The sequence below is a fragment of the Thermotoga neapolitana DSM 4359 genome (assembly GCF_000018945.1).
GTDB classification, from domain to species: domain Bacteria; phylum Thermotogota; class Thermotogae; order Thermotogales; family Thermotogaceae; genus Thermotoga; species Thermotoga neapolitana.
In genome coordinates this window covers 1,085,671-1,108,833 of record NC_011978.1, presented here as the reverse complement: position 1 = coordinate 1,108,833, position 23,163 = coordinate 1,085,671, and the positions used below count along the sequence as shown (strand labels likewise).

The window sequence follows — 23,163 nt, the reverse complement described above, 5'->3', positions numbered from 1 at the left end:
TTCACTCTCTCTCGAACAGTTTGAAAGTCTCGGATTTTTCGATCTTTCCACCCTCCAGAACTATCAGAGGATGCGCTCCCATCCGTGGAAAATCCAGGACCACCTTTCTCCAGTCCCTCCCGGCCATCACAAACCCAGCCGTGGAAAGGGCATCCGCCGTTGTGGCATCCTCCGCAACGATCGTTACACTCCAGACACCCCGCGCCGGGTATCCCGTAGATGGATCTATGATGTGATGGTACCTGATGCCATCCTCTATGAAGTATCTTTCGTAATCACCGGAGGTCGCCACCGCACCCGATTTCAAGTATATGTAGTCTATAACGTCATCACCCCTTGGATCCTTCACACCTATGACCCAGGGGTACTTTCCAAACTTTGGCCCAATGATCCTGATGTCTCCTCCCGCCTCAACGAATCCCGTTGCATCCTCGTCGAAAGAGAGGGCTATCTGTCTTGCACGATCCAGGGCATAACCCTTCGCTATCCCCCCAAGATCTATCTTTGAACCGTTCTTCACCATCACCCGAAAGTGCCTGTCGTCAAGAAGAATATTCCGGTATCCGACAGAACTCAGAGCCTTCTCTATCTCATCGTTTGAAGGGACCCTGAGGTTTTCATAGTTTCCAGTGAATCCCCACACCTCCAGGAGTTTTCCCACCGTGGGATCGAAGGCACCCTCTGTGAGTTCAGCGAACGCATAGGCCGCCTTTATCAAACTGTAAGTTTCCTCGTCAACTTCCACCCACTCTCCAGTGTGATCGTTGATCTTCTTCACCACACTTCTTTCATCGGTTGTGGAGAACTTGTAGGTGATTCTCTTCATGTCTTCTAAGATGGCTTCAGCTATGGTTTTTGGGTTTATCTTTTTGGAAGAGACCACGATGCGTACACTCGTTCCGAGTGCGAATCCTCTGAGTTCATAGTATTGCTCGTTTCCACGAAGAAGAAGGAAGGCAAGAAAAGTTCCGAGGGTTCCAAGAAGAAGAACGGCAAAGATCACAACATTTCTTCTGGTTACCCGATGATCGTTGCTATCTGACGGCCACATTTTTTGCACTTCCCTTCCTCGTCCAGTCCCACCTTCTCCACTTCGTATCCCTGTCTTCTGATCACAAGACTGCCGCAGTCCGGGCAGAAGGTGCTTTCGTACCTTTCGTCCCACACATTGCCGAGGTAAACGAAGTTGAGATATTCCTTCGCCATCTCGTATATCTCCACGAGTTCCTCAAGGGGTGTAGGAGGAATGGTGTACTTGTAGTTTGGAAAGTAGCGACTTATGTGAAGGGGAATGTCTTTGTCCAGACTGGCGATCCACTCGAATTCTCTCTTCAGATCTTCTCTGTCATCGTTCTTCCCTGGAATTATAAGGGTCGTCAATTCCACATGGATTCCTGCGTTGTACACCTTCTCGATGTTTCTGAGAACGACGTCAAGATCGCCACCGATTTCCCTGTAAAACTCTCTGTTGAATCCCTTCAGATCTATGTTCATAGCGTGCACAGACTGGAACAGAAGTTCCAGCGGCTCTTCGTTCACAAAGCCGTTCGTCACAAGCACACAGTACATTCCCTCTTTCACAGCCACCCGGGAGGTGTCCAGTACGAATTCGAACCAGATTAGTGGTTCGTTGTACGTGAAGGCAATACCTTTTGACTCTCGATTCATCAGGGCTATCTTCACAAGCTGTTCGGGAGTCACCCTCTTGGTCTCAGGTCTTGCCTGGGAGATTTCCCAGTTCTGACAGAAACCACACTTGAAATTGCATCCGAACGTCCCGACAGAGAAGATCTGTTCACCGGGATTGAAATGAAAGAGAGGTTTCTTCTCTATTGGATCCATGGCAATGGCGGTCACTTCTCCGTAGTTCAGACTCACAAGGAAACCATCCTTGTTTTTCCTCGCGCCGCACAGACCCGTCTGTCCCTCACTGAGAACACACTCGTGTGGGCACAGAAGGCATTTTACCTTTTTCCCCTCAAGAGGTTCAAAGTGTATGGCCATCCTCTCCATGTCCCAACCTCCTCACTTGTAGCGCTCAACGGTGAACCTGTATATCTCCACATCGTTGTCCCATTCCGGGATACCGGCCTTCAGTTTTGCTATTCGAAGTTGCTCCTCGACGGCGTCGACACCCTCTATGTCGGGAAGAAGCAGTCCCCTTCTCCAGCCTTTGACGACGATCACACCGTATTTCTTCGGGTCCAGATCGGAGATATCTCTGACGGGCTCGGGAGGGCTCAGGATGTCCACGTGAACCACGATCTCGTCCAGCTCGTCGGGTGTGACCGGCGGGAAACGGGGATCCTGCGTGGCCGCTGCGATGGCGTTGTCCCTTATTTCGAGGGCAAGGTTCGGCTTTGTGGGAAGGTACGTCCCAATGCAACCCCTCAAAGATCCATCCACTTTGTGAAGGGTGACAAAAGCACCGGCCCTTCTTTCGAAAAGCTCTCTTGGAACCGATTCATCTGGTTCCAAGATCTTTCCATACTTCACATAATTCTCTATCACTCTTATCGCCCATTTTACATAGGGATGTTCACCTATCATGATTCTCACCACCAGAACAATTATACTATGGAGCAACAAAAATTCTGGTGTATTATTGAAGATGAAGACCACGGAAGGAGTGGATAGGGTGAAGGTTGGAGGTCAGGCGGTCATCGAGGGTGTCCTGATGATAGCAAAAAAGGTGTCTCTGGCCGTCAGAAAATCAAACGGAGAGATCGTCGTCAGAGATCTGGGAAAGGTGAACTTTCCAAAGTGGGCAAAAATTCCCTTCATAAGGGGTTTTTATTCGCTGTTCGTATCTCTTTACTTCGGAATAAAAGCCCTCAACCTCTCTTCGGAGATCTCCTCCGGTGAACAGATGAAAAACAGCGAAAAAATTCTTTCACTGCTTCTTGCGATTGGACTTGCTGTTGGACTTTTCATCGTCGTTCCAATCTTTCTGACCAACTTCCTTGTGGAGAAAAGGGGAGAATTTCTTTACTCGATCGTTGAGGGTTTCATCAGGCTTGGACTCTTTCTCCTCTACGTGTGGATCATCTCCCTGTTTCGGGATGTGAAACGGGTGTTTCAATTCCACGGTGCCGAACACATGACGATCCATGCGTTCGAGCGTGGTGAAGACCTGCGCGTGGAGAACGTGAGGAAGTATTCCACCATACATCCAAGGTGCGGGACCAACTTTCTCATGATATTTCTGATCGTGGCCATCGTTCTTCTCAGCGTTTTCGGGAGTGTGGTGAATCTTTCCACCTGGACGAGGATACTTTCGAGGTTGATTCTGCTTCCCGTTGTCGCTGGAATCTCTTACGAACTTTTGAAAGTCGTTGCGTTTTTCAACGGAAGGGGATGGGTGAAGGTCCTCTATCTTCCAGGGTATCTTCTTCAATACCTGACCACGGCAAGACCGGACGACTCACAGATCGAGGTTGCGATCGCTGCTCTGAAACATGCTGTAGGAGAGGAAAAGAACGCTACAGAGGAAAAGAAAAAGGAAGAGGACGTGGAACTTCTCGGCTAAACCCAGCAGGTTGCAAAAAGAAGAAAATGCCACCAGCACGATGAGTGCATGCCATTTCCCCATCCTTCTGCTGAACACGTGATGGGTGTGAAGTTCATCGGCGGAAAAGGGGTTCCTTCCGGAAATCACCCTTCTCAAAAAGCTGAAGACTATCTCGTAGAAGGGGAGACCAAGAAAGAGGGTGGCAAATCCCACGTCTCCATGAAAGAACTTCACAGTCGACATGGAAAGAAAAGCACCGACAAAGAAAGCACCGTTGTTTCCAAGAAAGACCTTCGCCGGTGGAAGATTCATGGGAAGAAAACCAAGAAGAGAAAAGGCCAGGCTTTTCTCACCTATCAAAAAAGAAGAAACAACGGAAATCCCTCCCAGCAATCCGTCCAGGCCATCTATCACGTTGAAGGCGTTCATCATACCGACAAGCCAGACAAGAAGAAAAACGGGGTGAACCTCCAGCCCAAAGATGAAAGTTCCGGTTGAAGCCGAAACCACAAACCACAGCGAAACAAGACCGGTGACTATGAGTTTCAGCCTGTACGACAGATCGAACAGGTCATCAAAAAGCCCAAGGACGAACATGGGCGTTGAGTAGAGAAAGACCGGATTGTCCCTTTCGAACATCAGAAGCGTCAAAAAGAGAGCAATTCCTCCAACTGGAGGAACCGCTTTTCTGTGGGTTTTTCTGGAAGAAGGGCGATCGAGAAAACCAGTCTTTTTTCCAAAATAAGCAAGTACGCAGGTCAAAAGAAAACTAGTCAAGAACTCCGTCATTCAACTTTGCCTCCGGAACGAGTCTCATCATCTCAGAAAGGAGGGCATTCACGTCTTTTCTTTCAAGGGCACTTTTCATGGAAAGAATCGCTTCAAGGACCGTTTCCCTGGAGGGTAGAGAATCAGATTTCACCCTGAATATCTTCGGGTGAGGTGTGAATTCTTTTCTTTCATAAGGATAGGTGAGTTCTTCGTACATCTTCTCTCCTGGCCTGACGCCGGTGTAGACGATCTTTATGTCCTGGTGAGGTACGAATCCTGAGAGCATGATCATCGTTTCTGCAAGTTTCACAATGGGTATCTGCTCCCCCATATCGAGGATGAAAAGGTCGTTACCGGACGAGTACAGGAGAGATTGGAGGATGAGGGATACCGCTTCCGGTATGGACATGAAGTATCTCTTCATTCTCGGATCTGTCACGGTCACCGGGCCACCCTTTTCTATCTGCCGCCTGAACTTCTCCACTACACTCCCTCGGCTTCCCAGGACGTTTCCGAATCTCACGATCGAAAATTTCGTATCGTCTGTATCCTGTGTCATAATGTAAAGCTCCGAGATCCTTTTTGTGAGGCCCATTACGGAGGTGGGATTCACAGCCTTGTCGGTGGAGATGAAGACGAAGTGTTTCACCTTCATCTTTCTGGAGAGTTCCACCAGGTTGATCGTTCCGAGGGTGTTCACCCGGAAAGCCTCCAGCGGGTTTTCCTCCATCAATGGTACGTGCTTGTGGGCAGCCACATGAAAGACGATATCCGGTTTCAGCCTTGACATCCAAAGCTCCATGAGATTCTCACAGGCAACGTCCGCTATTACCCTTTTTTTCTTCAGATTCGGGAAATTCTCACTGAGGAATTCGTCTATCAGGTAGATGCTGTTCTCACCGTGTCCCAGGAGGATGAGTTCTTCAGGATTCATCTTCGCTATCTGCTTGCAGAGCTCAGATCCTATACTCCCCCCAGCTCCCGTCACAAGGATTCTCTTTCCTTTCAAAAGATTCTCTATTCCACGCACGTCGATCTTTACCTCTTCTCTTCCAAGAAGATCCTCTATCGATATGTCCTTCAGGTGAGAGAGTCTCACCCGATCCTCCATCAACTCTCTGATGCTCGGAAGGGTTTTCACCTTGACTTTTTTCAGGTCAATGCTTCCAAGGATACGTTCCATCTGCTGTTTTGTGGCAGACGGGATGGCCACGATGACTTCATCCACACCCAGCCTTTCAACGTACTCCATCGTTCTGTCGATGGGGCCAAAGACGGGAATTCCCCTGACCCTTCTTCCTATCTTCCGTGGTGAGTCATCCATGAAGGCAACCACTTTTCCAAGGTGGGGGTGCTTTTCGAACTCTTCCAGGATGGAAACACCCGCGTCACCGGCCCCGATGATCATGATCCTCTTTTCTGTGGGTCGTCCTTTGCGGCTCAACGTCAACCACTGCCAGGTGATCCTGCTAAGAACGATGAGAATCATGGAGCCAAGGAAGGTGGCAAAACCAACGGAGCGAGGAAGAACGACATCGCGGTAGAAGTAGAAAAAAGCGAGAGCAGAGATGTACGATATGACACTTCCCCTTATCAGCAGAAGAAAGTCTCTTGCGTTGGCGTACTCCCACACAACGGAGTAGTTTCCATTCAGAACGTAAACAACCATCGATACGATCGTGTATATGAGGATCGATTCATCGTATCGCAGCATTTCCTGAAAGTTGAACCCAAACCTCGCAAAGAGTGCCACCACACCGGAAAAGAGGGTAAGACCTGCGTCCAGAAGAAACAGCAACAGTTTCCTCATGTTCACCATCTTGTGACCGCCCTTCTTCCGTCCTCCGGCACGACTCTGTACCTGTACAGGATCTCTCGCACATCCTCCGTTACGTATATCCTGACTATCTGTATCATGTTACTCACCATCAACCTGTAAGCAGGATACTTCTTCACGTATTCGTCTACGGTGAGCACCTCGTCAGATCCTGGATCGTAAAGGAACACGTTGTTCTGCAGAAATTCGTCCGGATGAAAGATTGTGAGTTTGTAGGGTGTGTCGATTCTGAAGTAATCGTCTTTCCTCTCACAGATGTCGGAAAGGATTTTTTTGTCTTCGTCCTCTACATCACCGCTTTCCAAAACACTGCGGATGTTCTCAACTATCCTGTCGATCAAATTCTGTGCCGCCGAAAGGCTCAGCTCAGATGGATCAAAACCCTCGGCAGAGAACGGGCGTTCTACCACCATCTTCCACAGGTCACGATTCTTGAACCTGTTTATGAGTTTTTTGACCCTCTCGTCACCCTTCATTTCCAGTTCTTTGAGAATGGAGTAATCTGTGAGTTCAAGAAATTCATCCAGGTCTTTCAGCCGCTCTTCCAGGTTGAGAATTTCACAGGCGTACGAGAGCATCTCCTGGATCATGAGATCTGCCGCACGCGATGTCTTGTGGAAATAGACGTTCTTGTACATCATGAACCTGCTGAAGAGTATGGAGTAAATGTTGTCCACCACTTTCACATGATAGCACAGGATTTCCTTTCCGTCCTTCACTCTGACAAGGGAGTTTCTGAGAACCCTGTCCACGTTCATCGGCGCAAAGTGTCCAACGCCGCTGTGGTACGAGTCCCTCAGAAGGAAATCTAGTCTGTCTGCTCCCAGTGGTCCCTGTATCACGTTGAAATCAACGCTTCCCGTCTCTTCCCCCCTGAAAATCTCCACAACCCTCTTTGCAATCTCCTGGAACGCCTCCTCGATGGGAAGGTCCCCCACGGTCTTCGTCACATCCTCTTCCACCGCACGCTTCAACCTCGAGTTGTAAGTGTTGTAGACCCTCTTCATCTCCTCCGGTAGTTTCTCAAGGATCAGTCTATCCCTGAACTCATCGTGGCCGTCTTCGTAACCGTACTTTTTGAAGACCACATCGTCGAATTGATGGCTGAAAGGACCGTGTCCCACATCGTGCAAAAGGGCCGCAAGACGTATCAACCTGATCCGACTGTGATCGTCGAACAGGTTCCTGGCGTATATACCCGCTATGTGCATCGTTCCAAGGGAATGGGCAAACCTGGTGTGCGTTGCTCCAGGGTACACCATCGTCGCTCCCGCAAGCTGAGACAGAAATCTCAACCTCTGAACAACCTTCGTATCGGCTACAAGTATTTCCAAAGGATACAGATATATCTCCGAATGTACAGGATCCCTTGAAACCTTCTTGAACACCTTCACCACCACCTTTCAACTAAAATTGTATCACTCGAAGATGTGGTAAAATTATTAAAAAAGAAAAGGAGACTACGGAGGATGAAAAAGTGGGAACTTTCACACCCTGATGAACACGCTGTGAAAAGAATTTCACAGCGTTTTGATCTCAGCGAAATAGCCGCAAGGGTTCTGGTGAACCGTGGTATCGACACAGAAGAGGCTGCAAGATCTTTTCTGTTCACAGATGAAACCTGCCAGCATGACCCTTTCCTCTTCAAAGACATGGAGAAAGCCGTTGAAACCCTCCTTCAAGTTCGTTCCGAAGGTCAACTCGTTCTGATCCACGGTGATTACGATGTGGACGGAATAACGTCAGCCGTCGTGCTGAAAGAGTTCCTCGAAGAGAACGGCTGGAAGGTGGACGTCTACATCCCCCATCGGATCGAAGAAGGCTACGGCGTTCAGAAGGAAAACGTTCTTTCTTTCAAGGAGATGGGAGTCTCCTGTCTTGTGACGGTCGACTGTGGGATCACGGCCGTTGAATCCATAGACCTGGCAAAAAGACTCGGCATGAGAGTGATCGTGACCGATCACCATGAGGTGAATGGAGACATTCCACCCGCTGATGCCGTTGTGAACCCGAAAGTGCCAGGAGAAGACTATCCCTTCAGGGACCTTGCGGGTGTTGGGGTGACCTACAAACTCGTACAGGCCCTCGCCCAGGTGTTGAAATATCCCGATGTCGAAAAGTACCTGGAACTGGTGGCCCTCGGAACAGTCGCCGATATGGTGTCTCTCCTTGACGAGAACAGGTATTTCGTGAAAAAGGGTATAGAACTCCTCATGAAAACAGAACGCCTGGGGTTGAAAAAACTCCTGGAGAAACTGGGATTGAAGAAGCTCACTTCACACGATATCAGTTACAAGATAGCCCCCCGTCTCAACGCAGCGGGCCGTATGGGAAGTGCAACGGATGCCTTTGTGCTGCTGACGATGAAAGATCCTGCCAGAACCGAAGGCGTTGTGGAAAGATTGATGGAGCTGAACAACGAACGCCGAAGAATCGAAAGGCAGATATACAAAGAGGCAGTCGAGAAGATCGAGGCGAACGATCTGTGGAAAGATCCCATCATAGTGGTTGCCGGAGAAAACTGGCACGTGGGGGTTATAGGTATCGTAGCAGCAAAACTTGCCAACAGATACGAAAAACCCGTGGCGGTCGTCTCTCTCAGCGATGAGTACGCCAAGGGCTCCATAAGAAGTTACAACGGCTACGACATAATGAACGCCTTCTCCGGTGACGTCCTGGAGATATTCGATGAAATAGGAGGACATTCTTCTGCTGCAGGATTCTCCCTCCGAAAAGAGCATCTGGAATCTTTCAAAGAGTACATGAAAAATGTCGCCCTGGAGATGAAAGACGAGAAAGTGATGGTGGATGCCGAAGTGAGCCTCAACGACGTCGATGAAAGGTTCATCGAGGACATTCAGCTTCTCATGCCGTTTGGTCAGGGAAATCCCGAGCCTGTGCTCCTGTTCAGCAACCTGCTCATAGAGAAGATACACTTCTTCGGAGAAGACAACAGCAATGTCTTTCTCCACCTGAAAGATGGAGAAAGGAAACTGGAAGTGATCGGGTACAACTTCAAGAGTCTCTCGAACTCGTTTTCTGCCCTTCCCGTTGCTCCAACAAGGGGTAGCGTTGTCGTCAACCTGAGGCCCATGGGAGACGGCCTGTCTTACTACCTTGTTTCGCTGGATGTGAAACCGATTTTTCGCGTGAAGAGCAAAGAAGTGAGTTCTCTTCTGAAAAAAGCAAAAGAGAAAAAACTGCTGGTCAGAATTCCATACCCTTCCAGGACGAAGTTTCTCCTTTCGGTGAAGGAAGAAACCGGCGGAAGGCTTGGAATCATTTCTCTGACGAACGCTTCAGCACAGAACGTCTCAGGTTGTCTGGCAAGATACAGCTCATCGAACGCATCAGGATATGTGAATTCGGTCTTCACCAGGGGTCTGGAAAACGACATCGTTGTTTTCACTCTGGTGGGTTTCCTGAAACATCTTCCACTGAACGACTTTGATATGTTCATTGTAAACGAATTCCAGGATTTTGTATCCTACAGCCACAACAGTCAGGTTCAGGAGTTTCTGAACCTTCTGGAAAAATACCCCGGGAAATTTCTCTTCGTCTCCTCGATGAAAAATCCGGCCCTTGAAGACTTCTTGAGAAACAGCGAATATGAGGTTGTGGATCTCAAAACAAATGAACTCGAAGAGTTTCTGTTTTCAGATCAGAGAGGTCGATTCGACCTTGAAACACTCGCAGGTTCCAGCGGTTTTTCGATAGTGGTTTCCGAAAAAAGACTGATCCCGAACATCTACAAAAAACTCGGTAAGAAAGCGGTCGTTTACTACGCAGGCATGGATCTGGAGAAAAAATTGAAAGTGGTAGGATTGATAGAAAGCGGATCTGCTCGAAAGGCAATTCTCACGAGTAACACCGATGGTCTGCCCACCCATATCAGGGGTGATATTATTTTCTACGACTTTCCATTCAGCATCTACGAGATCGTGGACCTTCTAAGAAGAAGAGCTGTCATCAACCTGTGCTATTCATCTCAGGACATGAAAAGACGTAGGGCTGAACTGGAAAGACTGTTCCCCAGTCCGGATAAACTGGAAGAGATAGCCTGTGCAACTGAAAAGACGAAAGACAGGACAGAACTGGAGAAGATCCTCGAAAGCGATTACGGAATAAAAGGAAATGTTTTGAAGGATCTGTACATGGACCTGATAGAGGAGTTGCGTTCCGGGAAAACTCCATGGAGAGTTCTGGAGGGCGATCTTGAAAAGAGGGTTTTCGAAGATACGGTTTCTGTTCTCACAGAAGACCTGAAGGATCTGTACTCCTTCTTCAGGGACAGGGTGATAAGGTGATCGTTGCGATAGATTACGGTGAGAGAAAATGCGGTGTAGCCTTTGGAAAGATTCTTCCACAGGACAGCGTGGTCGTACCTACCAGGGAACTCAAAAAGTTCGTGGAGAGACTGAATCCTGATAAAATAGTTTTTGGAATGCCCCTTTCGATGAGTGGTCGATACTCACAGCAAACGTTCAAAACAGTCGAAGTTGCCCTGTCTTTTTCGAAAAAGTACGAGACCTATCTGTGCGACGAAAGACTCACAACGAGGATCGCAAGTAAGGTATCGAAAAGAGACGACGCGGTGAGTGCGGCTCTTATATTTCAGTCTTTTGTCGAAAATCCAGCGGGATGCACGAAGATCGAAGACAGAAGAAAGAAGGTAAATCTTTCGCTGGAAAGCGTTTCAGACAGGAAGGTTCTTCTGTACGAGTTTCCTGATCCTTCTTTGAAACTGGATTCGAAAGAGATCGATGTGGTAACGAAGGACCCTGTTCTTGCTTATTTTTTCTACAAGAAAGGATTCTTCGTTGAAAGAAACGTTCCCGAGAAAAAGTACGATCTTATCATCTCAGGAAAAGAGTGTGAACAGCTGAAAAAATATCTATCGGAAAGAGGAGAACTGGTGTGCCTGTAGCTCAACGGATAGAGCGCTGGACTCCGGATCCAGAGGTTGCGGGTTCGAGTCCCGCCAGGCACACCAGATTTTTTTAGGAATATCCCACCTGAAGAAAGAAGAATCAGAACGAGGAGGTTTTCGATATGCCAAAGGGAGACATCGGCATAGACCTGGGAACAGCATCTATCATCGTTTACAAAAGAGGTGAAGGAATCGTTCTGCACGAGCCCTCCGTTGTGGCGATATCGGAGAAGACGGAAGAGATCGTCGCAATCGGTGAGGAAGCAAAGAAGATGCTCGGAAAGACCCCTGAAGGATTGAAAGCTATCCGTCCGATGAAAGACGGTGTGATAGCGGACTACAAAACCATAGAAGCGATCATTCGAAGTTTTCTAAGGCGCATAGTGGGAAGGTTCAGCTTCATGAAGCCTTCCCTCATCATAGGGGTTCCCACGAAGATCACCGAAGTCGAAAAAAGGGCGGTCTTTGAGGCTGGTCTCAACGCAGGGGCTCGAAGGGTGCACATCGTTTCCGAACCGATAGCGGCCGCAATAGGTGCAGGAATAGATGTCATGGCGTCTGAAGGAAACATGGTGGTGGATATAGGTGGTGGAACCACGGACATAGCCGTGATCAGCCTTGGCGGCACGGTGGTTGGAGAGTCGGTGAGGATGGCAGGAGACGCAATGGATGAAGCGATAGTAAAGTTCGTTCGAAAAAAGTACGGCCTCGTCATAGGAGAGTCCACCGCCGAAGAGATAAAGAAGAGAATCGGAAAGACACACCCTGCCTTTGAGAACTACGAAGTCGAAATAAAAGGACGTGACGTGGTAACGGGTCTTCCAAGAACAGATCGGGTGAACTCAGAGGACGTGAGAGAAGCCATCGAACCCATCATCATGGCCCTTCTCACAAAGATCAAGAACGTCCTCGAAAGAACACCACCAGAACTTTCTGCCGATATCATAAACAACGGCATACACCTCACCGGAGGCGGAGCCCTCCTCAGAGGTCTCGACAGAACCATCTACGATGAAATCCACGTCAAGACGATTGTGGCCGAAGATCCGATCACGTGTGTTGCGAGAGGAACGGGTGTTCTCCTGGAGGATGAAAGGTTGTTGAAGACGGTCTGTGAAACGTTTGCGAGGTGATCTTCGTGACGAGGGGCATCTACAACGCCTCCATGGGCATGCTGATCGACATGGCAAAACTGGACAGAATAGCCAACGATCTGGCAAACGTCGACACGGCTGGCTACAAACAGGACAGGGAAGCCTTCAGGGCCTACCTGAGAAGGGAAATCTTCAGACAGGAGCCAGATCCCATCGAAAAGAGGGTAGAAAAGGTTCCGATAGGTCCCCTCGAGTACGCTGTCGTGCTGGACGAGGTGAGAAGTGATCTTTCCCAGGGCCCCCTCGAGGAAACAAAGGTCCCGTACCATCTCGCCATAGACGGTGAGGGGTTTTTCAGGATAGAGTTCAACGGCCAGGAGTACTTCACCAGAAACGGAGAGTTTGAAGTGGGAAGCGGTGGATACATCGTTACAAACTACGGAGGATACCTCCTGGATGAAAACGGCGAAAGAATAGAGTACTTCGACGGTTTCACGGTGGATGGAGAAGGTTATGTGAGAGACGAAAACGGAAACGTGATAACAAGAATCGGTGTGTACACCGTGGAAAACCCTCAGAAGTTTGGAAACACCCTCTTCACCGGAGAAAATCCGTCCCCCACAGAAAATTTTAGGATTCTTCAGGGCTATGTAGAAAAATCAAATGTGAACGCCCTGAAGGCGATGGTGGACATGATCTCTGCAATGAGACACTACGAACTCTCTCAGAGAGCGGTCCTTGTCAACGATGAACTGAACGGAAAACTCATCAACTCCCTGGCTACTCTGAAGTGATCTGGAGGTGTCTGAGTATGATGATATCTCTTTACTCTGCCGCAACGGGAATGTCTGCACAACAGTTCAAACTCGATACCATAGCGAACAACCTCGCCAACGTGGACACCACAGGGTACAAGAAGGTGAGGGCAGAATTCCAAGATCTCCTCTATCAGTACGTGAAGAACGCTGGAACTCCAACAGCCGCCACTTCCACCCTTCCAACGGGGCTGTACGTCGGACACGGTGTGAGGACGGCGGCAACGACACGAATATTCACCCTTGGAAACTTCGAGCAGACCGGCAACGCCCTCGATCTGGCGATAGCCGGAGATGGCTTCTTCCAGATTCAACTTCAGGATGGCAGAATCGCCTACACAAGGGACGGAAGTTTCAAGGTGGATAGCGAGGGAAGAATTGTCACCTCGAACGGACTTCTTCTGGTACCCGAGATAACCATTCCAGAAAACGCCGTTTCGATAAACGTCTCTCCGGACGGCATCGTTTCGGCTGAACTTCAGGATGGCACCATACAGCAACTCGGAACGATCACGCTCGTGAGGTTCGTGAACCCATCCGGTCTGAAATCGATAGGAGATAACCTCTACATCGCAACGCCCGCGTCCGGAGATCCGATAGAAGGTGTTCCAGGTCAGGACGGCTTTGGAGCCATAAAACAGGGCTTTCTGGAAAAATCCAACGTCGATGTCGTCAGGGAAATGGTGGACATGATCACCGCACAGAGGGCGTACGAGTTCAACTCGAGGGTCATACAGACAGCCGATGAGATGTTGAGAACAGCCACCAACGTGAAGAGATGATGAACTATGAGATTCTTTTTAATACTGTTGACGTTTCTCTCTTCATTCCTCTTCTCTGAAACCTTCACCCTGAAAGAAACACTCCTGGCCACGCCAGGAGTTCTTTCTCTGAACGACCTCACCGTCGAAAAGATCGATACAGACAAAGACCTGATGGTCCTACTTCCGGGCTTTGAATACCTTATTTCCCAAAGTTTCCTGAAGATCAGGTTCCCGGAGCACGAATTCACAGGACCAGACCAGATAAGGATAACGGTAAAAGGTCCCGACGAAATCAGAAAAGTGGTACACGAAGAAATCGAAAAGAAGGTGGGCGTGAAAGACTTCGAAGCGTTCGTCGTGAAAACCTTCGGAAAGTTCCCACAGGATCTAAACCTCTCCTACGTGAGAGTTACCAGAATATCGAAGAACCTGATCAACGTTTTTCTGAAATTCACCGATGGTTCCTACGTGACCCTGAACGTTGTACTCAAAAAAGAAAGGAATGTGGTGGTCCTGAAGAGAAATATAAACGTGGGAGATGTGATAAAGGAAGACTTTGTGACCGTGGAAGAAAGGGATATATTTGAAATCAACGGTGAGCCGTTCTACAACGTTTCAGAAGTTGTGGGGATGGTGTCTAAGAGATACCTGAGATCCGGTACCGTTCTCACAAAGAATATGTTAGAGCATCCTCCTGACGTGGTGAAAGGGCAGATCGTTCCGGCGTACGTGGATCTTGGAAGCATAAAGGTGTCCACCTTCGTGGAGATACTGGAAAACGGACATCTTGGAGAGACTGTGAAAGCCATGAACGTTGAAAGCAGAAAATACGTTTTCGGAAGAGTTGAGAAAGGACCCGTTTTGAGAATACTGGGGGTGACGGAATGAAGAAAGCGTGGTGTCTGCTGATACTCTTTCTGGCGACAGCGATCTTTCCCTTCTCCATGTGGAACTCCTCGGGAGAGTCGGAGTACAAAAATCTCCTCTCTATCCGAAAGGCCTCGAAAGTCGGTGACATAGTCACCATAGTGATTCGGGAAAACAACAACCTGTCTTCAGAAAGAGAAAGCCTCGAAATTCAGAAGACCCTCCTGAGCATCCTTGGAAACGTGGTGAGTGCGGCCGCCAACTTCAACCTCAACAACTTCATACCGATAAACAACAATCCCTCCCCACAGACAACACGGGGAGGAGAGATGAAATCTTCGGTGGTGGCAAAGGTTTCGGCTGTGGTCGTCGATGTCGATCCCTATGGAAATCTGGTGGTGGAAGGAAGAAAGACGATAAAGGTGGACAAGGACTACCAGGAGATCATCATAAAGGGAAAGGTGAGGCCGGACGACATAGAAATAGGAAACGAGGTGGATTCTACCAAACTGGCAGACTCGGAGATATGGGTGAACGGGAAACTGGTTTTCAGCGAGGAACCAGGAAAGGAAAGTTTCTTCGACAAAGTGCTCTCGTTCCTTGCAGGATTGTTCACGTGAGGTGATGAAAAGTGAGAAAAACGCTTTTTCTCGTTCTTCTCTTAGCGATTCTCAGTTCTCTCTTTTCGATCACCACGAGAATAAAGGACATCGCATTTTTCAGGGGAGCCCGTGACAACCAGCTCTTCGGAATCGGCCTCGTCGTTGGACTCAACGGAACGGGAGATTCCGGAAACGTGAACTCCCCGCTCCTTCTTGAGATGATGAAAAAGTTCGGTGTCCAGGTTCCAGAGGAGGACCTGAGATCGAGAAACACCGCCCTTGTGATGGTTCTTGCGGACATTCCTCCTTTCGCGAAGGAAGGTATGAGGATAGACTGCGTGGTAGCCTCCATTGCCGATGCAAAGTCTCTCGCCGGGGGATACCTAATACAGACACCTCTCTACGGAGCAGACGGGAAGGTCTACGCTGTTGCTCAGGGTTCTGTGACCCTTGGCGGTGAGGATGTGAAGCTTTCAGCCAGCCTTCAAAAGAGATACAAGGTGGTCGGCTATCTCCCGGAAGGTGCCATAGTGGAAAGAGATATTCCTTCTGAGATGCTCGAAGGAGACAGTGTGACGATACTTCTGAGAAATCCAGACATCACCACCGCAGCGAGAGTGGCAAGGGCAATAAACGAAAAATTCGAGATGGACCTTGCAAAAGCCGTGGATCCCTCGGCGATTAGACTCACCGTTCCGAGTGCCTTTCAGGATGATCTCATCACCTTTCTCTCACTCGTTGAAGAAATAGAGGTGCAGCCGGATCTTCCCGCAAAGATAGTGGTCAACGAAAGGACCGGTACCGTTCTCTTCGGAGGAGACGTGAAACTCTCAGACTTTGTGATCACGTACGGAAACTTCACGGTGAGCGTGTCGGCCGGAAAGATTGGAGACAAAGAAGCAACCGTGGCCAACCTTGTCAACGCACTGAAGGCGGCGGGTGCCACTCCCCAGGACATCATCGCCATTCTTCAGGTGCTTCACAGATCCGGCTACATACTCGGTGAACTCATCATCATGTGAGGTGAAAGGATGTACGTTCTGGGAGTTTCCCACAATATAAAAAATCTGAAGGATGCCAGCGTGGAGTTTGTGAGTGAGCTGTTTTATAAACTGTTCAAAGAGATGTACAACTCCATTCCAAAGTACGATCTGATCCCTGAAACAAGCGCAGAGAAGTGGTTCAAAGAGATGCTCCTTCACGAATACGCAGAGCAGGCCGCAAAGCAGAGCCCGCTCACGGAGATGGTGATGAAGAGCCTCGGCGGAAAGACATTCTCCAGTCTTCCTCAAAGAGAGTAGGCCTCTCTACGAGTGAGCAGTCGAATCAAAAATGGTATACCCCGTCTGAATATCAACCTCGGAGACGTGTACACAGCATAATAGGCTTTTATAAAAAGTCTTTTCAACTCCTTCGATGAGAAATTTGGGTGCTTGAACACCAGATGGGTCCCATCGAATTTTCTCCAGTCTTTTTCCACGATCAGATGTTTCAGTTTTTCAAAGAGTGCTGTTCCAGGATACGGTGTGAGAATTGAGAACTGTACGATGGACGCTTTCAATTTCCTGGCAAACTTCACGGTTTTCTCTATGGTCTTTTTCGTGTCTTTCAGCGCTCCGATCACAAAACTTGCAAACACGTCTATCCTGTATTTCTTCAAAAATTTCACCACATCGAAGGCTATTCCGGACTTCAGATTTTTCCCATACTCTTCCAGTACCTCGTCGTCTGCACTCTCAAAACCTATGAACAGCATTTTGCAGCCTGCTTTCGACATCGCCTCCACCATATCTTCATGCCCGAGGAGTTCGTCTGCCCTCGAAAACGCCCACCATTTGAAACGAAGGTCTTTTCTCAGCATCTCTTCGCATAGATTCACAACCCTTTTTGGATTTATCGTGAAATTGTCATCGAAGAAGATCACAGAACCGTATCCCATCTTCTTCAAGATCTTCAGTTCATCGACCACGTTTTCAACGCTTCTCCATCTGATTCTTCTTCCCATGAACTGAGAGGCACTGCAGAACTCACAGTTGAAGGGACAACCTCTTGAGGTGATCAGGCTCGTTGCCCTCTCACCTGCGAATTTAGTCCTGTAAAGATACACTTTCTCTCTATCAGGAAAAGGTAGGTCATCCAGGTTCTCTATGAACCGAGAAGGAAGCACAAAGATATCTCCATCTCTCACGTAAGCGATACCGGGTATGTGAGGGTGTTTTTCTTTGTTTGCGATACTTTCTACAAGATCTGAAAAAGCCCTCTCTCCCTCTCCGAGTACAACATAATCGCACAGACCTTGCCGAAGGATCGTTTCGTAAAAAGCCGTTGCATGAGGCCCTCCCATCACCACCGTAGTACCACAGGCCTTTGCCCTTTCTGCGATCTTTTCTGCCACAGGAAATCGCACCGTATCAACGGATATTCCCACCACATCGTACTCACCAAAATCGAAATTCTTCCAGTCGAATCTCTCCACGTTCATGTCCACAAAGTTCACACTGTATCCCTTTTTTCTGAGAGAAGAGCAGATGTACATGAGGCCAAGGGGAGGGTAAACCGCCCCGAGTCTGTAATAGTACCCTCCACTGTAAGGGTTTATGAGCAAAACTCTCATACAACCACCCCCAGGGCTATTCTATTACAAAAAAAGAGGGGCTTCAGCCCCTCCTTCTGATTTTTCCTCTCTATCACCTCATGGGAATTGGAGTCCACTTTCCAAAGCTTCCCTGCGGGTTCATGTGTCCCGTGACAGAGCCGTACATGGTGATGAACCACAGAAGAAGCGTCAGCGCAAGAAGAACGACACCAAGGAATCTTATAACCTTGTTTTCCCTGAGTTTCCAGACCACGGGACTCAGAACACCGACAAGACCTGCCACGATGAAGCCGAGTCCAGAGGTAGCAGGATGTCTTGTCATTCCGTATCCTATTATGGAACCACCGACTATGATAGCGTATATTCCCGCAAACAGAGCAAAGATCGTCGTGGGCATGAGGTCCCATCCCTTTGCAACGGCTATGGCTGCCGCCAGAAAGACGAACCCGTACAGAAGGAACGGTTCACCGAAGGCGATGTTGTGACTTCCAGGAAGCGGCCAGGTCAGAACCATGTGAAGTCCTGTGGCGATCGCCAGAAGACCAACCGCCGCAAAAGCCGGAGCGAAGGGTTTTGCCTTCTCAGAATCGTTCAAACCCTTGAGAACAAAAGCGATGAGAACACCAAGTCCAGCAACCACATCTGCCATGAACACAGTCAGGTAATCAACGAACATACACACACCTCCTCATGAAAAGATTTTGACCCTGAAGATTCCCTCCACAAAATCCTTCAACCAGGGATTTTCCTCCATCACTCTCTTCACAAGAGTCTTCAAAGTCTCTTCGCACTCTCTCAGAATCTCCTTTTCCCTCATGAACGACATCAATCCATTCCAGTCACGGCTTTCAAACATCTGCCTGGCTTCCGGGAATTTCTCCAGTGCCGTCACCACCGGAAAAGAGGCAACACCGTTTTTAAGATCAAGGAGTCCGTCTTTTCCGATCTTTTCCATCTCTGCAAAGTCCATGATGTCGTCTAACATCTGATAAATGGTTCCTATGGTAACACCAAGTTTGTAGAGTTCTTCTCCTGATTCTCCTTTCAGCAGTGCAGGAAGCTGGAGAGCAAGGCCAAAGAGTGCACCACTCTTTCCTTCGACTATGCGGAGATACTCTTCTTTTGTGATCGGTGTGTACCTTTTCAACTGTTCGATCAACTCTCCTTCCGACATTTTTCTGATCACGTTCAAAAACGCTCTTCTCAGAGTGTCGTTTTCCAGTTCTTCAACGGTCTGGAACGCGCTGACGAGGACCAGATCTCCCGCCGCCACCGCCGCCCTGTCACCGTACAGGGAGTTTATCGTCTCCTTTCCTCTCCTGAAGCGAGCCCCATCGATCACATCGTCGTGAAGGAGCGATGCAAGATGAACGAGTTCAAGGGCAGCAAGAGACGATATCGCATCTTCGTCGATCTCCACTCCTTTGTTTCTGAAAGAGAGTATCGAAAGTCTCACCCTCAACATCTTTCCAAAAAGCGGCAGATCTTTCATTATCTGTTCCGGGAAAAACCTCGAAAGAATCTGTACGATGCGTTCTCTGACCCTTTCCAGTTCACAGGAGTTTTGGTTCAGGCTGTTTTCCATCATCCGCTTTGAACACCTCCGGGTAGTTGTCCACAAAGCCGTTCTGCTGCATCTCTATCTCGAGAGATCTTTTGAGTTCGAGAAGATCCTGCTTGAGTCTTTCTATCTTTGAGATGACCTCTTCTATGAACCTTATGCTGTTGGTCACAACGTTTATGTTCTGATGGCCACAGTGTGGACACGTCGTGACGATTATGGAATGCAGTTTCTGCCTTGGCTCTATCTGATAACTGTTTCCGCAGGTGGTGCAGAGAACCGTTCCTTCGGTTTCCACACAGGGTAGTTTCCTCCTGTCTATCCTCACATACATAAGACCACCTCACCCGAATTTGTAGAGTATCCCGTAATTCCCCCTTGGATACTCCCATTCTATATTCCCAAATGGGCAGACCACTCTGCAGGTACCGCACTCAAGACATCCTTCGAACTTCACTTCCATTCCTTCTTCCGTCCATTCGTACACGTCCGCAGGGCAGCAACTTATACACGGCCGGTCGGAACACTTTTTTGCACAGACGCTTTCGTCTTTTATCTTCAAATGGGGATTTTCCTCGTCCGTTCTGTATCTGTTCAGGTAGAGTTTATCCTCGATCCTCACGGCACATCACCTCACAGCCTTCCAGAATCTGAGAAGGTCCAGGGAGATTCCGATTAGACTCCTTCTGGAAAGAACCATGTCTGCGATCTGTTTTTGAACATCCCATTTCGGCGTTCCATCGACCTGCAAAAACCTCTTCAAAACATCGTTTGCAAGATCGGGGTAGACTTCAACGAACTGATGATTCTTCTCCATTGTGGGCATGAGGTCTTTGTACTTTTCCAGATCCTTCAGTATGAAAGATTCCTTCAACCTGAGGTAGTAATTCTTCAGGGTCTTTTCGGAGAGATCGCCTTTTTCAAAGGCCTCAAGGAGTGTCTCAGCAGCGAGTCTTCCCGATGTGATCGCGTGGTTCGACCCTTCACGGTGTATTGAGTTCACAAGCATTGCCGCGTCTCCGCACACGAGCACCCTGTTTCCGTACACCTTCGGCATGGCGTAATATCCACCCTCGGGGATCAGATGTGCCAGGTACTCCATGGTGTTGTTTTTGTACTCTCCGAGCATGTCGGAGATGACGGGATGGTTCTTCAGGTTTTCCAGGAGTTGATACGGCTTTATCTTCTTTTTCCTGAGGTCTTCGAGAAGGACACCACACCCCAGAGATACCGAGGACCTGTTGGCGTAGAGAAATCCCATTCCAAACATTCCCTCAGACCAGCTTCCAAGAAGTTCTATTGTTGCTCCGTCGTTTCCCTCAACACCGAACATCCTGTTCACAACGTCTTCAGGAACACTGATCACCTCTTTCACGGCAACGGCCACCATGTGAGGTTTCAGGTCTTCCTTTCTAAGCCCTGCCTTCATCGTGAGAATGGGATTCACACCTTCAGCGATCACAACCGCCCTGCTGTGTATCTCTCCTCTGGGCCTGGAGGTCACAACGCCCGCTATCTCTCCTTTTTCGTTCCTGAGGAAATCCTCCACCTTGGTTTTCGGTATGATCAGAGCCCCCGCTTTCTCCACTTCCTGAGCGAACCATCTATCGAAATTTGCCCTCAAAACGGTGAAGGCGTTTGGTTTCTCTTTCCACTCAACGTTTCTGTGACCGATTTTCACAACACCTTCTTTTCCGAGGACCCATAGATTCTGTTCTATGACGTTCCTCTCCAGTGCTTTTGACCCGGAGACCTTTTCCAGGAAATCGGGCATCAACTCTTTCAGCGGATGAACGTAAAGGACTCCTCCCATCACGTTCTTGGAGCCGGGATACTCTCCCTTTTCCACCACGGCAACCTTGAGCCCGTTTCTGGCAAGAACGTACGCACAGGAAAGGCCAGACGGTCCTGCCCCGACCACGACCACGTCGAATTCTATCTTCATCCTCTCACCCCGCTTCTGTTCAGAAGGTCTCTGAGCTTCGATGTGAGCGCAGGGACCACCTTGTGGAGATCTCCCACTATACCTATGTCGGCTATGTCGAATATCGGTGCGTTTTCATCGATGTTGATGGCAACTATGATCTCGGATTCCTTTATTCCCACAACGTGCTGGATCGCACCGGAGATACCGCATGCAAAGTAAATGACAGGCCTTACGGTTTTTCCGGTCTGACCGACCTGGTACTCTGGAGAGATCCATCCAGCCTTCACGGCAGCCCTGGATGCCCCTATCTCCCCTCCAAGAAGATCTGCAAGTTCCTTCAATTTCTTGAAGCCCTCCGGTCCTCCCACTCCCTTTCCTCCGGCAACCACGACGGGAGCGTACTCGAGATTCACCTGGGTTTGAAGCGGTATCGTCTCCAGGATCTCAATCAACTTCTCATAGGTCCCAAGATCGTACTCTTCCTCGATGATCTCTCCCGTTCTTTCGGGATCTGGAGGAAGTTCCTTCATCACACCGGGCCTCACCGTTGCCATCTGAGGTCTGTGATCGGGACACATGATGGTCGCCATGAGGTTTCCACCGAAGGTTGGTCTCGTCATGGCGAGGAGTTTTTTGTCCGGTATTATGTCCAGTCCAGTACAATCGGCGGTCAGACCCGTTTCCAGTTCGGTCGCTACCATTCCGGCGAGTTCTCTTCCTTCAAGGGTCGCACCAATCAGGAATATCTCCGGTTTATACTTTCTCACCATGTCCACAAGGGCCTTCTTGTAGAGATAGTTCACGTACGTGTTGAACTCTCTGTTCTTCACGTAAAGAACCCTGTCTGCTCCTCGATGGATCGCCTCTTTTGCTACATTCTCCAGACCTTCTCCCAGCAGAACGCCCCACACTTCCGAGTTCTCCAGTTTTGAGGCAAGTTCCCTTGCCTTTCCAATGAGCTCCCAGGAGACAGGATGAGCCCTACCGTCGTGGTGTTCGATCAGAACGAAGATTAACTTCTTCTCACTCATTTCCATCACCTTCCAGAATTGGTCTCAAAGCCTCCACCAGACGAACAGCCTCGAATCTCTTCAAAGCCTCTATGAGTTTTTCCGCAGCCACCTCAGGGTCTTCGTTCTTCGATATGATATCCCCACCCTTTCTTGCAGGAGGAATGTTCGTACTCACAACCTTTGTGGGAGATCCGAAGAACCCGCACTTTTTGGGATCGAGCCCCAGATCCTTGTGGGTCCAGACGATGGGCTCGTACCTGATCGCCCTGATGAGATTGGGAAGGTCTGCGTACCTTGGTTTGTTCAACTCATCCGTTATCGTGAGAACCGCTGGCATCTTCAAGCGCATCTTTTCAAACCCGCGGTCCAGCCTTCTGACAATCACCATCTCTCTTTTTTCTGGATCGATCTCTTCTATTCGGACAACGTAGGCACCAAGGGCGTATCCAAACCTTGTGGCAAGCCCGGGCCCGACCTGTCCGGTATCACCGTCCACCGCCTGTTTTCCCGTCAGTATAAGATCTATTTTTCCTACTTTCTCTTCTATCTTCTTTATCCCCCAGTAGAGTGTGTAGGTTGTGGCAAGGGTGTCTGCACCTGCGAACGCCCTGTCGCTCAAATGTACCGCTTCGTCCAGGCCAAAGGCGATGGCATCCTTCAACGCCTCTTTTGCTTGAGGTGGGCCCATCGTTATCACGTAGACAGTTGCACCGAATCTTTCTTTCAACTGTGCGGCGAGTTCAAGGGCCCTTTCATCGTCCGGGTTTATGATGGATGGTACTCCTTCCCTCACAAGGTTGTTCGTCTTTCTGTCGATCCTGACGTTCGTTGTATCGGGAACCTGTTTGATACAGACGACCACGTTCATTTCTCTC

The 23,163-nt window shown here is 49.0% G+C and carries 24 protein-coding genes and 1 tRNA gene; 11 read left to right on the top strand and 14 right to left on the bottom strand.

Annotation, left to right across the window (positions count from 1 at the left end):
• Position 1: 1 nt before the first annotated feature.
• From CTN_RS05650 to amrA, 3 genes are read right to left on the bottom strand one after another with little or no spacing between them, the layout of a single operon-like run.
• A complete protein-coding gene (locus tag CTN_RS05650) occupies positions 2-1,051 on the bottom strand; it encodes an FAD:protein FMN transferase (RefSeq protein WP_041437689.1) in 1,050 nt (349 codons plus the stop codon).
• Positions 1,018-2,013, bottom strand: a complete 996-nt coding sequence (gene amrS, locus CTN_RS05645) for an AmmeMemoRadiSam system radical SAM enzyme (protein ID WP_015919626.1) — start codon at positions 2,011-2,013, stop codon at positions 1,018-1,020. Before amrS ends, CTN_RS05650 begins: the two co-directional genes overlap by 34 nt.
• A gap of 12 nt (positions 2,014-2,025) precedes the next feature.
• Positions 2,026-2,550: an AmmeMemoRadiSam system protein A gene (gene amrA, locus CTN_RS05640; RefSeq protein ID WP_038067594.1), complete on the bottom strand. Its 525-nt coding sequence runs from the start codon at positions 2,548-2,550 to the stop codon at positions 2,026-2,028.
• An 88-nt stretch (positions 2,551-2,638) separates the two neighbouring features.
• On the opposite strand from amrA, the gene CTN_RS05635 reads away from it, so the two are divergent.
• A complete protein-coding gene (locus CTN_RS05635) occupies positions 2,639-3,529 on the top strand; it encodes a DUF1385 domain-containing protein (RefSeq protein WP_038067628.1) in 891 nt (296 codons plus the stop codon).
• Here the strand turns inward: CTN_RS05635 and CTN_RS05630 are convergent.
• From CTN_RS05630 to CTN_RS05620, 3 genes are read right to left on the bottom strand one after another with little or no spacing between them, the layout of a single operon-like run.
• Entirely contained in the window at positions 3,425-4,300 is an 876-nt protein-coding gene (locus CTN_RS05630) for a glycosyltransferase family 4 protein (protein ID WP_015919623.1), read from the bottom strand. The genes CTN_RS05635 and CTN_RS05630 overlap by 105 nt on opposite strands.
• Complete coding sequence (locus CTN_RS05625; RefSeq protein ID WP_015919622.1) at positions 4,281-6,101, bottom strand: polysaccharide biosynthesis protein; 1,821 nt, start codon at positions 6,099-6,101, stop codon at positions 4,281-4,283. Before CTN_RS05625 ends, CTN_RS05630 begins: the two co-directional genes overlap by 20 nt.
• Positions 6,095-7,507, bottom strand: coding sequence for an HD domain-containing protein (locus CTN_RS05620; RefSeq protein WP_041437684.1), 1,413 nt, complete (start codon positions 7,505-7,507; stop codon positions 6,095-6,097). Before CTN_RS05620 ends, CTN_RS05625 begins: the two co-directional genes overlap by 7 nt.
• An 81-nt stretch (positions 7,508-7,588) precedes the next feature.
• Here CTN_RS05620 and recJ point away from each other — a divergent pair, with 81 nt between their 5' ends.
• The 10 genes from recJ to CTN_RS05575 all read left to right on the top strand — a co-directional run bounded on the left by recJ (position 7,589) and on the right by CTN_RS05575 (position 16,492).
• On the top strand, positions 7,589-10,426 hold the full coding sequence (recJ, locus tag CTN_RS05615) for a single-stranded-DNA-specific exonuclease RecJ (protein WP_038067591.1): 2,838 nt from the start codon (positions 7,589-7,591) through the stop codon (positions 10,424-10,426).
• Positions 10,423-11,046, top strand: a complete 624-nt coding sequence (locus CTN_RS09705; protein ID WP_015919619.1) for a RuvX/YqgF family protein — start codon at positions 10,423-10,425, stop codon at positions 11,044-11,046. The genes recJ and CTN_RS09705 overlap by 4 nt, the downstream gene beginning before the upstream one ends.
• Positions 11,037-11,112 (top strand) — tRNA-Arg (locus CTN_RS05610). Before CTN_RS09705 ends, CTN_RS05610 begins: the two co-directional genes overlap by 10 nt.
• A 59-nt stretch (positions 11,113-11,171) precedes the next feature.
• Positions 11,172-12,182, top strand: coding sequence for a rod shape-determining protein (gene mreB, locus CTN_RS05605; RefSeq protein WP_015919618.1), 1,011 nt, complete (start codon positions 11,172-11,174; stop codon positions 12,180-12,182).
• Positions 12,183-12,187: 5 nt separating this feature from the next.
• On the top strand, positions 12,188-12,937 hold the full coding sequence (locus CTN_RS05600; RefSeq protein WP_038067589.1) for a flagellar hook-basal body protein: 750 nt from the start codon (positions 12,188-12,190) through the stop codon (positions 12,935-12,937).
• A 17-nt stretch (positions 12,938-12,954) separates the two neighbouring features.
• Positions 12,955-13,740, top strand: a complete 786-nt coding sequence (gene flgG / locus CTN_RS05595; protein WP_038067586.1) for a flagellar basal-body rod protein FlgG — start codon at positions 12,955-12,957, stop codon at positions 13,738-13,740.
• 6 nt (positions 13,741-13,746) lie between these two features.
• Entirely contained in the window at positions 13,747-14,610 is an 864-nt protein-coding gene (gene flgA, locus CTN_RS05590; RefSeq protein ID WP_015919615.1) for a flagellar basal body P-ring formation chaperone FlgA, read from the top strand.
• Complete coding sequence (locus CTN_RS05585; RefSeq protein WP_015919614.1) at positions 14,607-15,209, top strand: flagellar basal body L-ring protein FlgH; 603 nt, start codon at positions 14,607-14,609, stop codon at positions 15,207-15,209. The genes flgA and CTN_RS05585 overlap by 4 nt, the downstream gene beginning before the upstream one ends.
• An 11-nt stretch (positions 15,210-15,220) precedes the next feature.
• On the top strand, positions 15,221-16,213 hold the full coding sequence (locus CTN_RS05580) for a flagellar basal body P-ring protein FlgI (RefSeq protein WP_015919613.1): 993 nt from the start codon (positions 15,221-15,223) through the stop codon (positions 16,211-16,213).
• A 9-nt stretch (positions 16,214-16,222) separates the two neighbouring features.
• Entirely contained in the window at positions 16,223-16,492 is a 270-nt protein-coding gene (locus CTN_RS05575) for a rod-binding protein (RefSeq protein WP_015919612.1), read from the top strand.
• Here CTN_RS05575 and CTN_RS05570 read toward each other — a convergent pair.
• From CTN_RS05570 to CTN_RS05535, 8 genes are all read right to left on the bottom strand, one after another.
• A complete protein-coding gene (locus CTN_RS05570; protein ID WP_015919611.1) occupies positions 16,480-17,805 on the bottom strand; it encodes a B12-binding domain-containing radical SAM protein in 1,326 nt (441 codons plus the stop codon). The two genes, CTN_RS05575 and CTN_RS05570, sit on opposite strands and share 13 nt — an antisense overlap.
• Positions 17,806-17,878: 73 nt before the next feature.
• Entirely contained in the window at positions 17,879-18,463 is a 585-nt protein-coding gene (locus CTN_RS05565; RefSeq protein WP_015919610.1) for a DUF981 family protein, read from the bottom strand.
• A gap of 12 nt (positions 18,464-18,475) precedes the next feature.
• Positions 18,476-19,375 carry a polyprenyl synthetase family protein gene (locus tag CTN_RS05560; RefSeq protein ID WP_038067575.1) on the bottom strand — a complete coding sequence of 300 codons (900 nt, stop codon included), beginning with the start codon at positions 19,373-19,375 and terminating at the stop codon, positions 18,476-18,478.
• On the bottom strand, positions 19,341-19,682 hold the full coding sequence (locus CTN_RS05555) for an FmdB family zinc ribbon protein (RefSeq protein WP_015919608.1): 342 nt from the start codon (positions 19,680-19,682) through the stop codon (positions 19,341-19,343). Before CTN_RS05555 ends, CTN_RS05560 begins: the two co-directional genes overlap by 35 nt.
• A gap of 9 nt (positions 19,683-19,691) precedes the next feature.
• Positions 19,692-19,970 carry a ferredoxin family protein gene (locus tag CTN_RS05550; RefSeq protein WP_015919607.1) on the bottom strand — a complete coding sequence of 93 codons (279 nt, stop codon included), beginning with the start codon at positions 19,968-19,970 and terminating at the stop codon, positions 19,692-19,694.
• 6 nt (positions 19,971-19,976) lie between these two features.
• Positions 19,977-21,293, bottom strand: coding sequence for an NAD(P)/FAD-dependent oxidoreductase (locus CTN_RS05545; protein ID WP_015919606.1), 1,317 nt, complete (start codon positions 21,291-21,293; stop codon positions 19,977-19,979).
• On the bottom strand, positions 21,290-22,306 hold the full coding sequence (locus CTN_RS05540) for an electron transfer flavoprotein subunit alpha/FixB family protein (protein WP_038067573.1): 1,017 nt from the start codon (positions 22,304-22,306) through the stop codon (positions 21,290-21,292). The genes CTN_RS05545 and CTN_RS05540 overlap by 4 nt, the downstream gene beginning before the upstream one ends.
• Positions 22,299-23,156, bottom strand: coding sequence for an electron transfer flavoprotein subunit beta/FixA family protein (locus CTN_RS05535; protein WP_015919604.1), 858 nt, complete (start codon positions 23,154-23,156; stop codon positions 22,299-22,301). The genes CTN_RS05540 and CTN_RS05535 overlap by 8 nt, the downstream gene beginning before the upstream one ends.
• Between the last annotated feature and the right edge of the window lie 7 nt (positions 23,157-23,163).

Coding starts and splice junctions, on each gene's coding strand:
- CTN_RS05555 (WP_015919608.1), bottom strand. CDS start 19,682: ATGTATGTGAGGATAGACAGGAGGAAACTACCCTGTGTGGAAACCGAA.
- flgG (WP_038067586.1), top strand. CDS start 12,955: ATGATGATATCTCTTTACTCTGCCGCAACGGGAATGTCTGCACAACAG.
- CTN_RS05585 (WP_015919614.1), top strand. CDS start 14,607: ATGAAGAAAGCGTGGTGTCTGCTGATACTCTTTCTGGCGACAGCGATC.
- CTN_RS05540 (WP_038067573.1), bottom strand. CDS start 22,306: ATGAGTGAGAAGAAGTTAATCTTCGTTCTGATCGAACACCACGACGGT.
- CTN_RS05650 (WP_041437689.1), bottom strand. CDS start 1,051: ATGTGGCCGTCAGATAGCAACGATCATCGGGTAACCAGAAGAAATGTT.
- flgA (WP_015919615.1), top strand. CDS start 13,747: ATGAGATTCTTTTTAATACTGTTGACGTTTCTCTCTTCATTCCTCTTC.
- amrA (WP_038067594.1), bottom strand. CDS start 2,550: ATGATAGGTGAACATCCCTATGTAAAATGGGCGATAAGAGTGATAGAG.
- CTN_RS05575 (WP_015919612.1), top strand. CDS start 16,223: ATGTACGTTCTGGGAGTTTCCCACAATATAAAAAATCTGAAGGATGCC.
- CTN_RS05565 (WP_015919610.1), bottom strand. CDS start 18,463: ATGTTCGTTGATTACCTGACTGTGTTCATGGCAGATGTGGTTGCTGGA.
- recJ (WP_038067591.1), top strand. CDS start 7,589: ATGAAAAAGTGGGAACTTTCACACCCTGATGAACACGCTGTGAAAAGA.
- CTN_RS05630 (WP_015919623.1), bottom strand. CDS start 4,300: ATGACGGAGTTCTTGACTAGTTTTCTTTTGACCTGCGTACTTGCTTAT.
- CTN_RS05560 (WP_038067575.1), bottom strand. CDS start 19,375: ATGATGGAAAACAGCCTGAACCAAAACTCCTGTGAACTGGAAAGGGTC.
- CTN_RS05625 (WP_015919622.1), bottom strand. CDS start 6,101: ATGGTGAACATGAGGAAACTGTTGCTGTTTCTTCTGGACGCAGGTCTT.
- CTN_RS05545 (WP_015919606.1), bottom strand. CDS start 21,293: ATGAAGATAGAATTCGACGTGGTCGTGGTCGGGGCAGGACCGTCTGGC.
- amrS (WP_015919626.1), bottom strand. CDS start 2,013: ATGGAGAGGATGGCCATACACTTTGAACCTCTTGAGGGGAAAAAGGTA.
- CTN_RS05570 (WP_015919611.1), bottom strand. CDS start 17,805: ATGAGAGTTTTGCTCATAAACCCTTACAGTGGAGGGTACTATTACAGA.
- CTN_RS05535 (WP_015919604.1), bottom strand. CDS start 23,156: ATGAACGTGGTCGTCTGTATCAAACAGGTTCCCGATACAACGAACGTC.
- mreB (WP_015919618.1), top strand. CDS start 11,172: ATGCCAAAGGGAGACATCGGCATAGACCTGGGAACAGCATCTATCATC.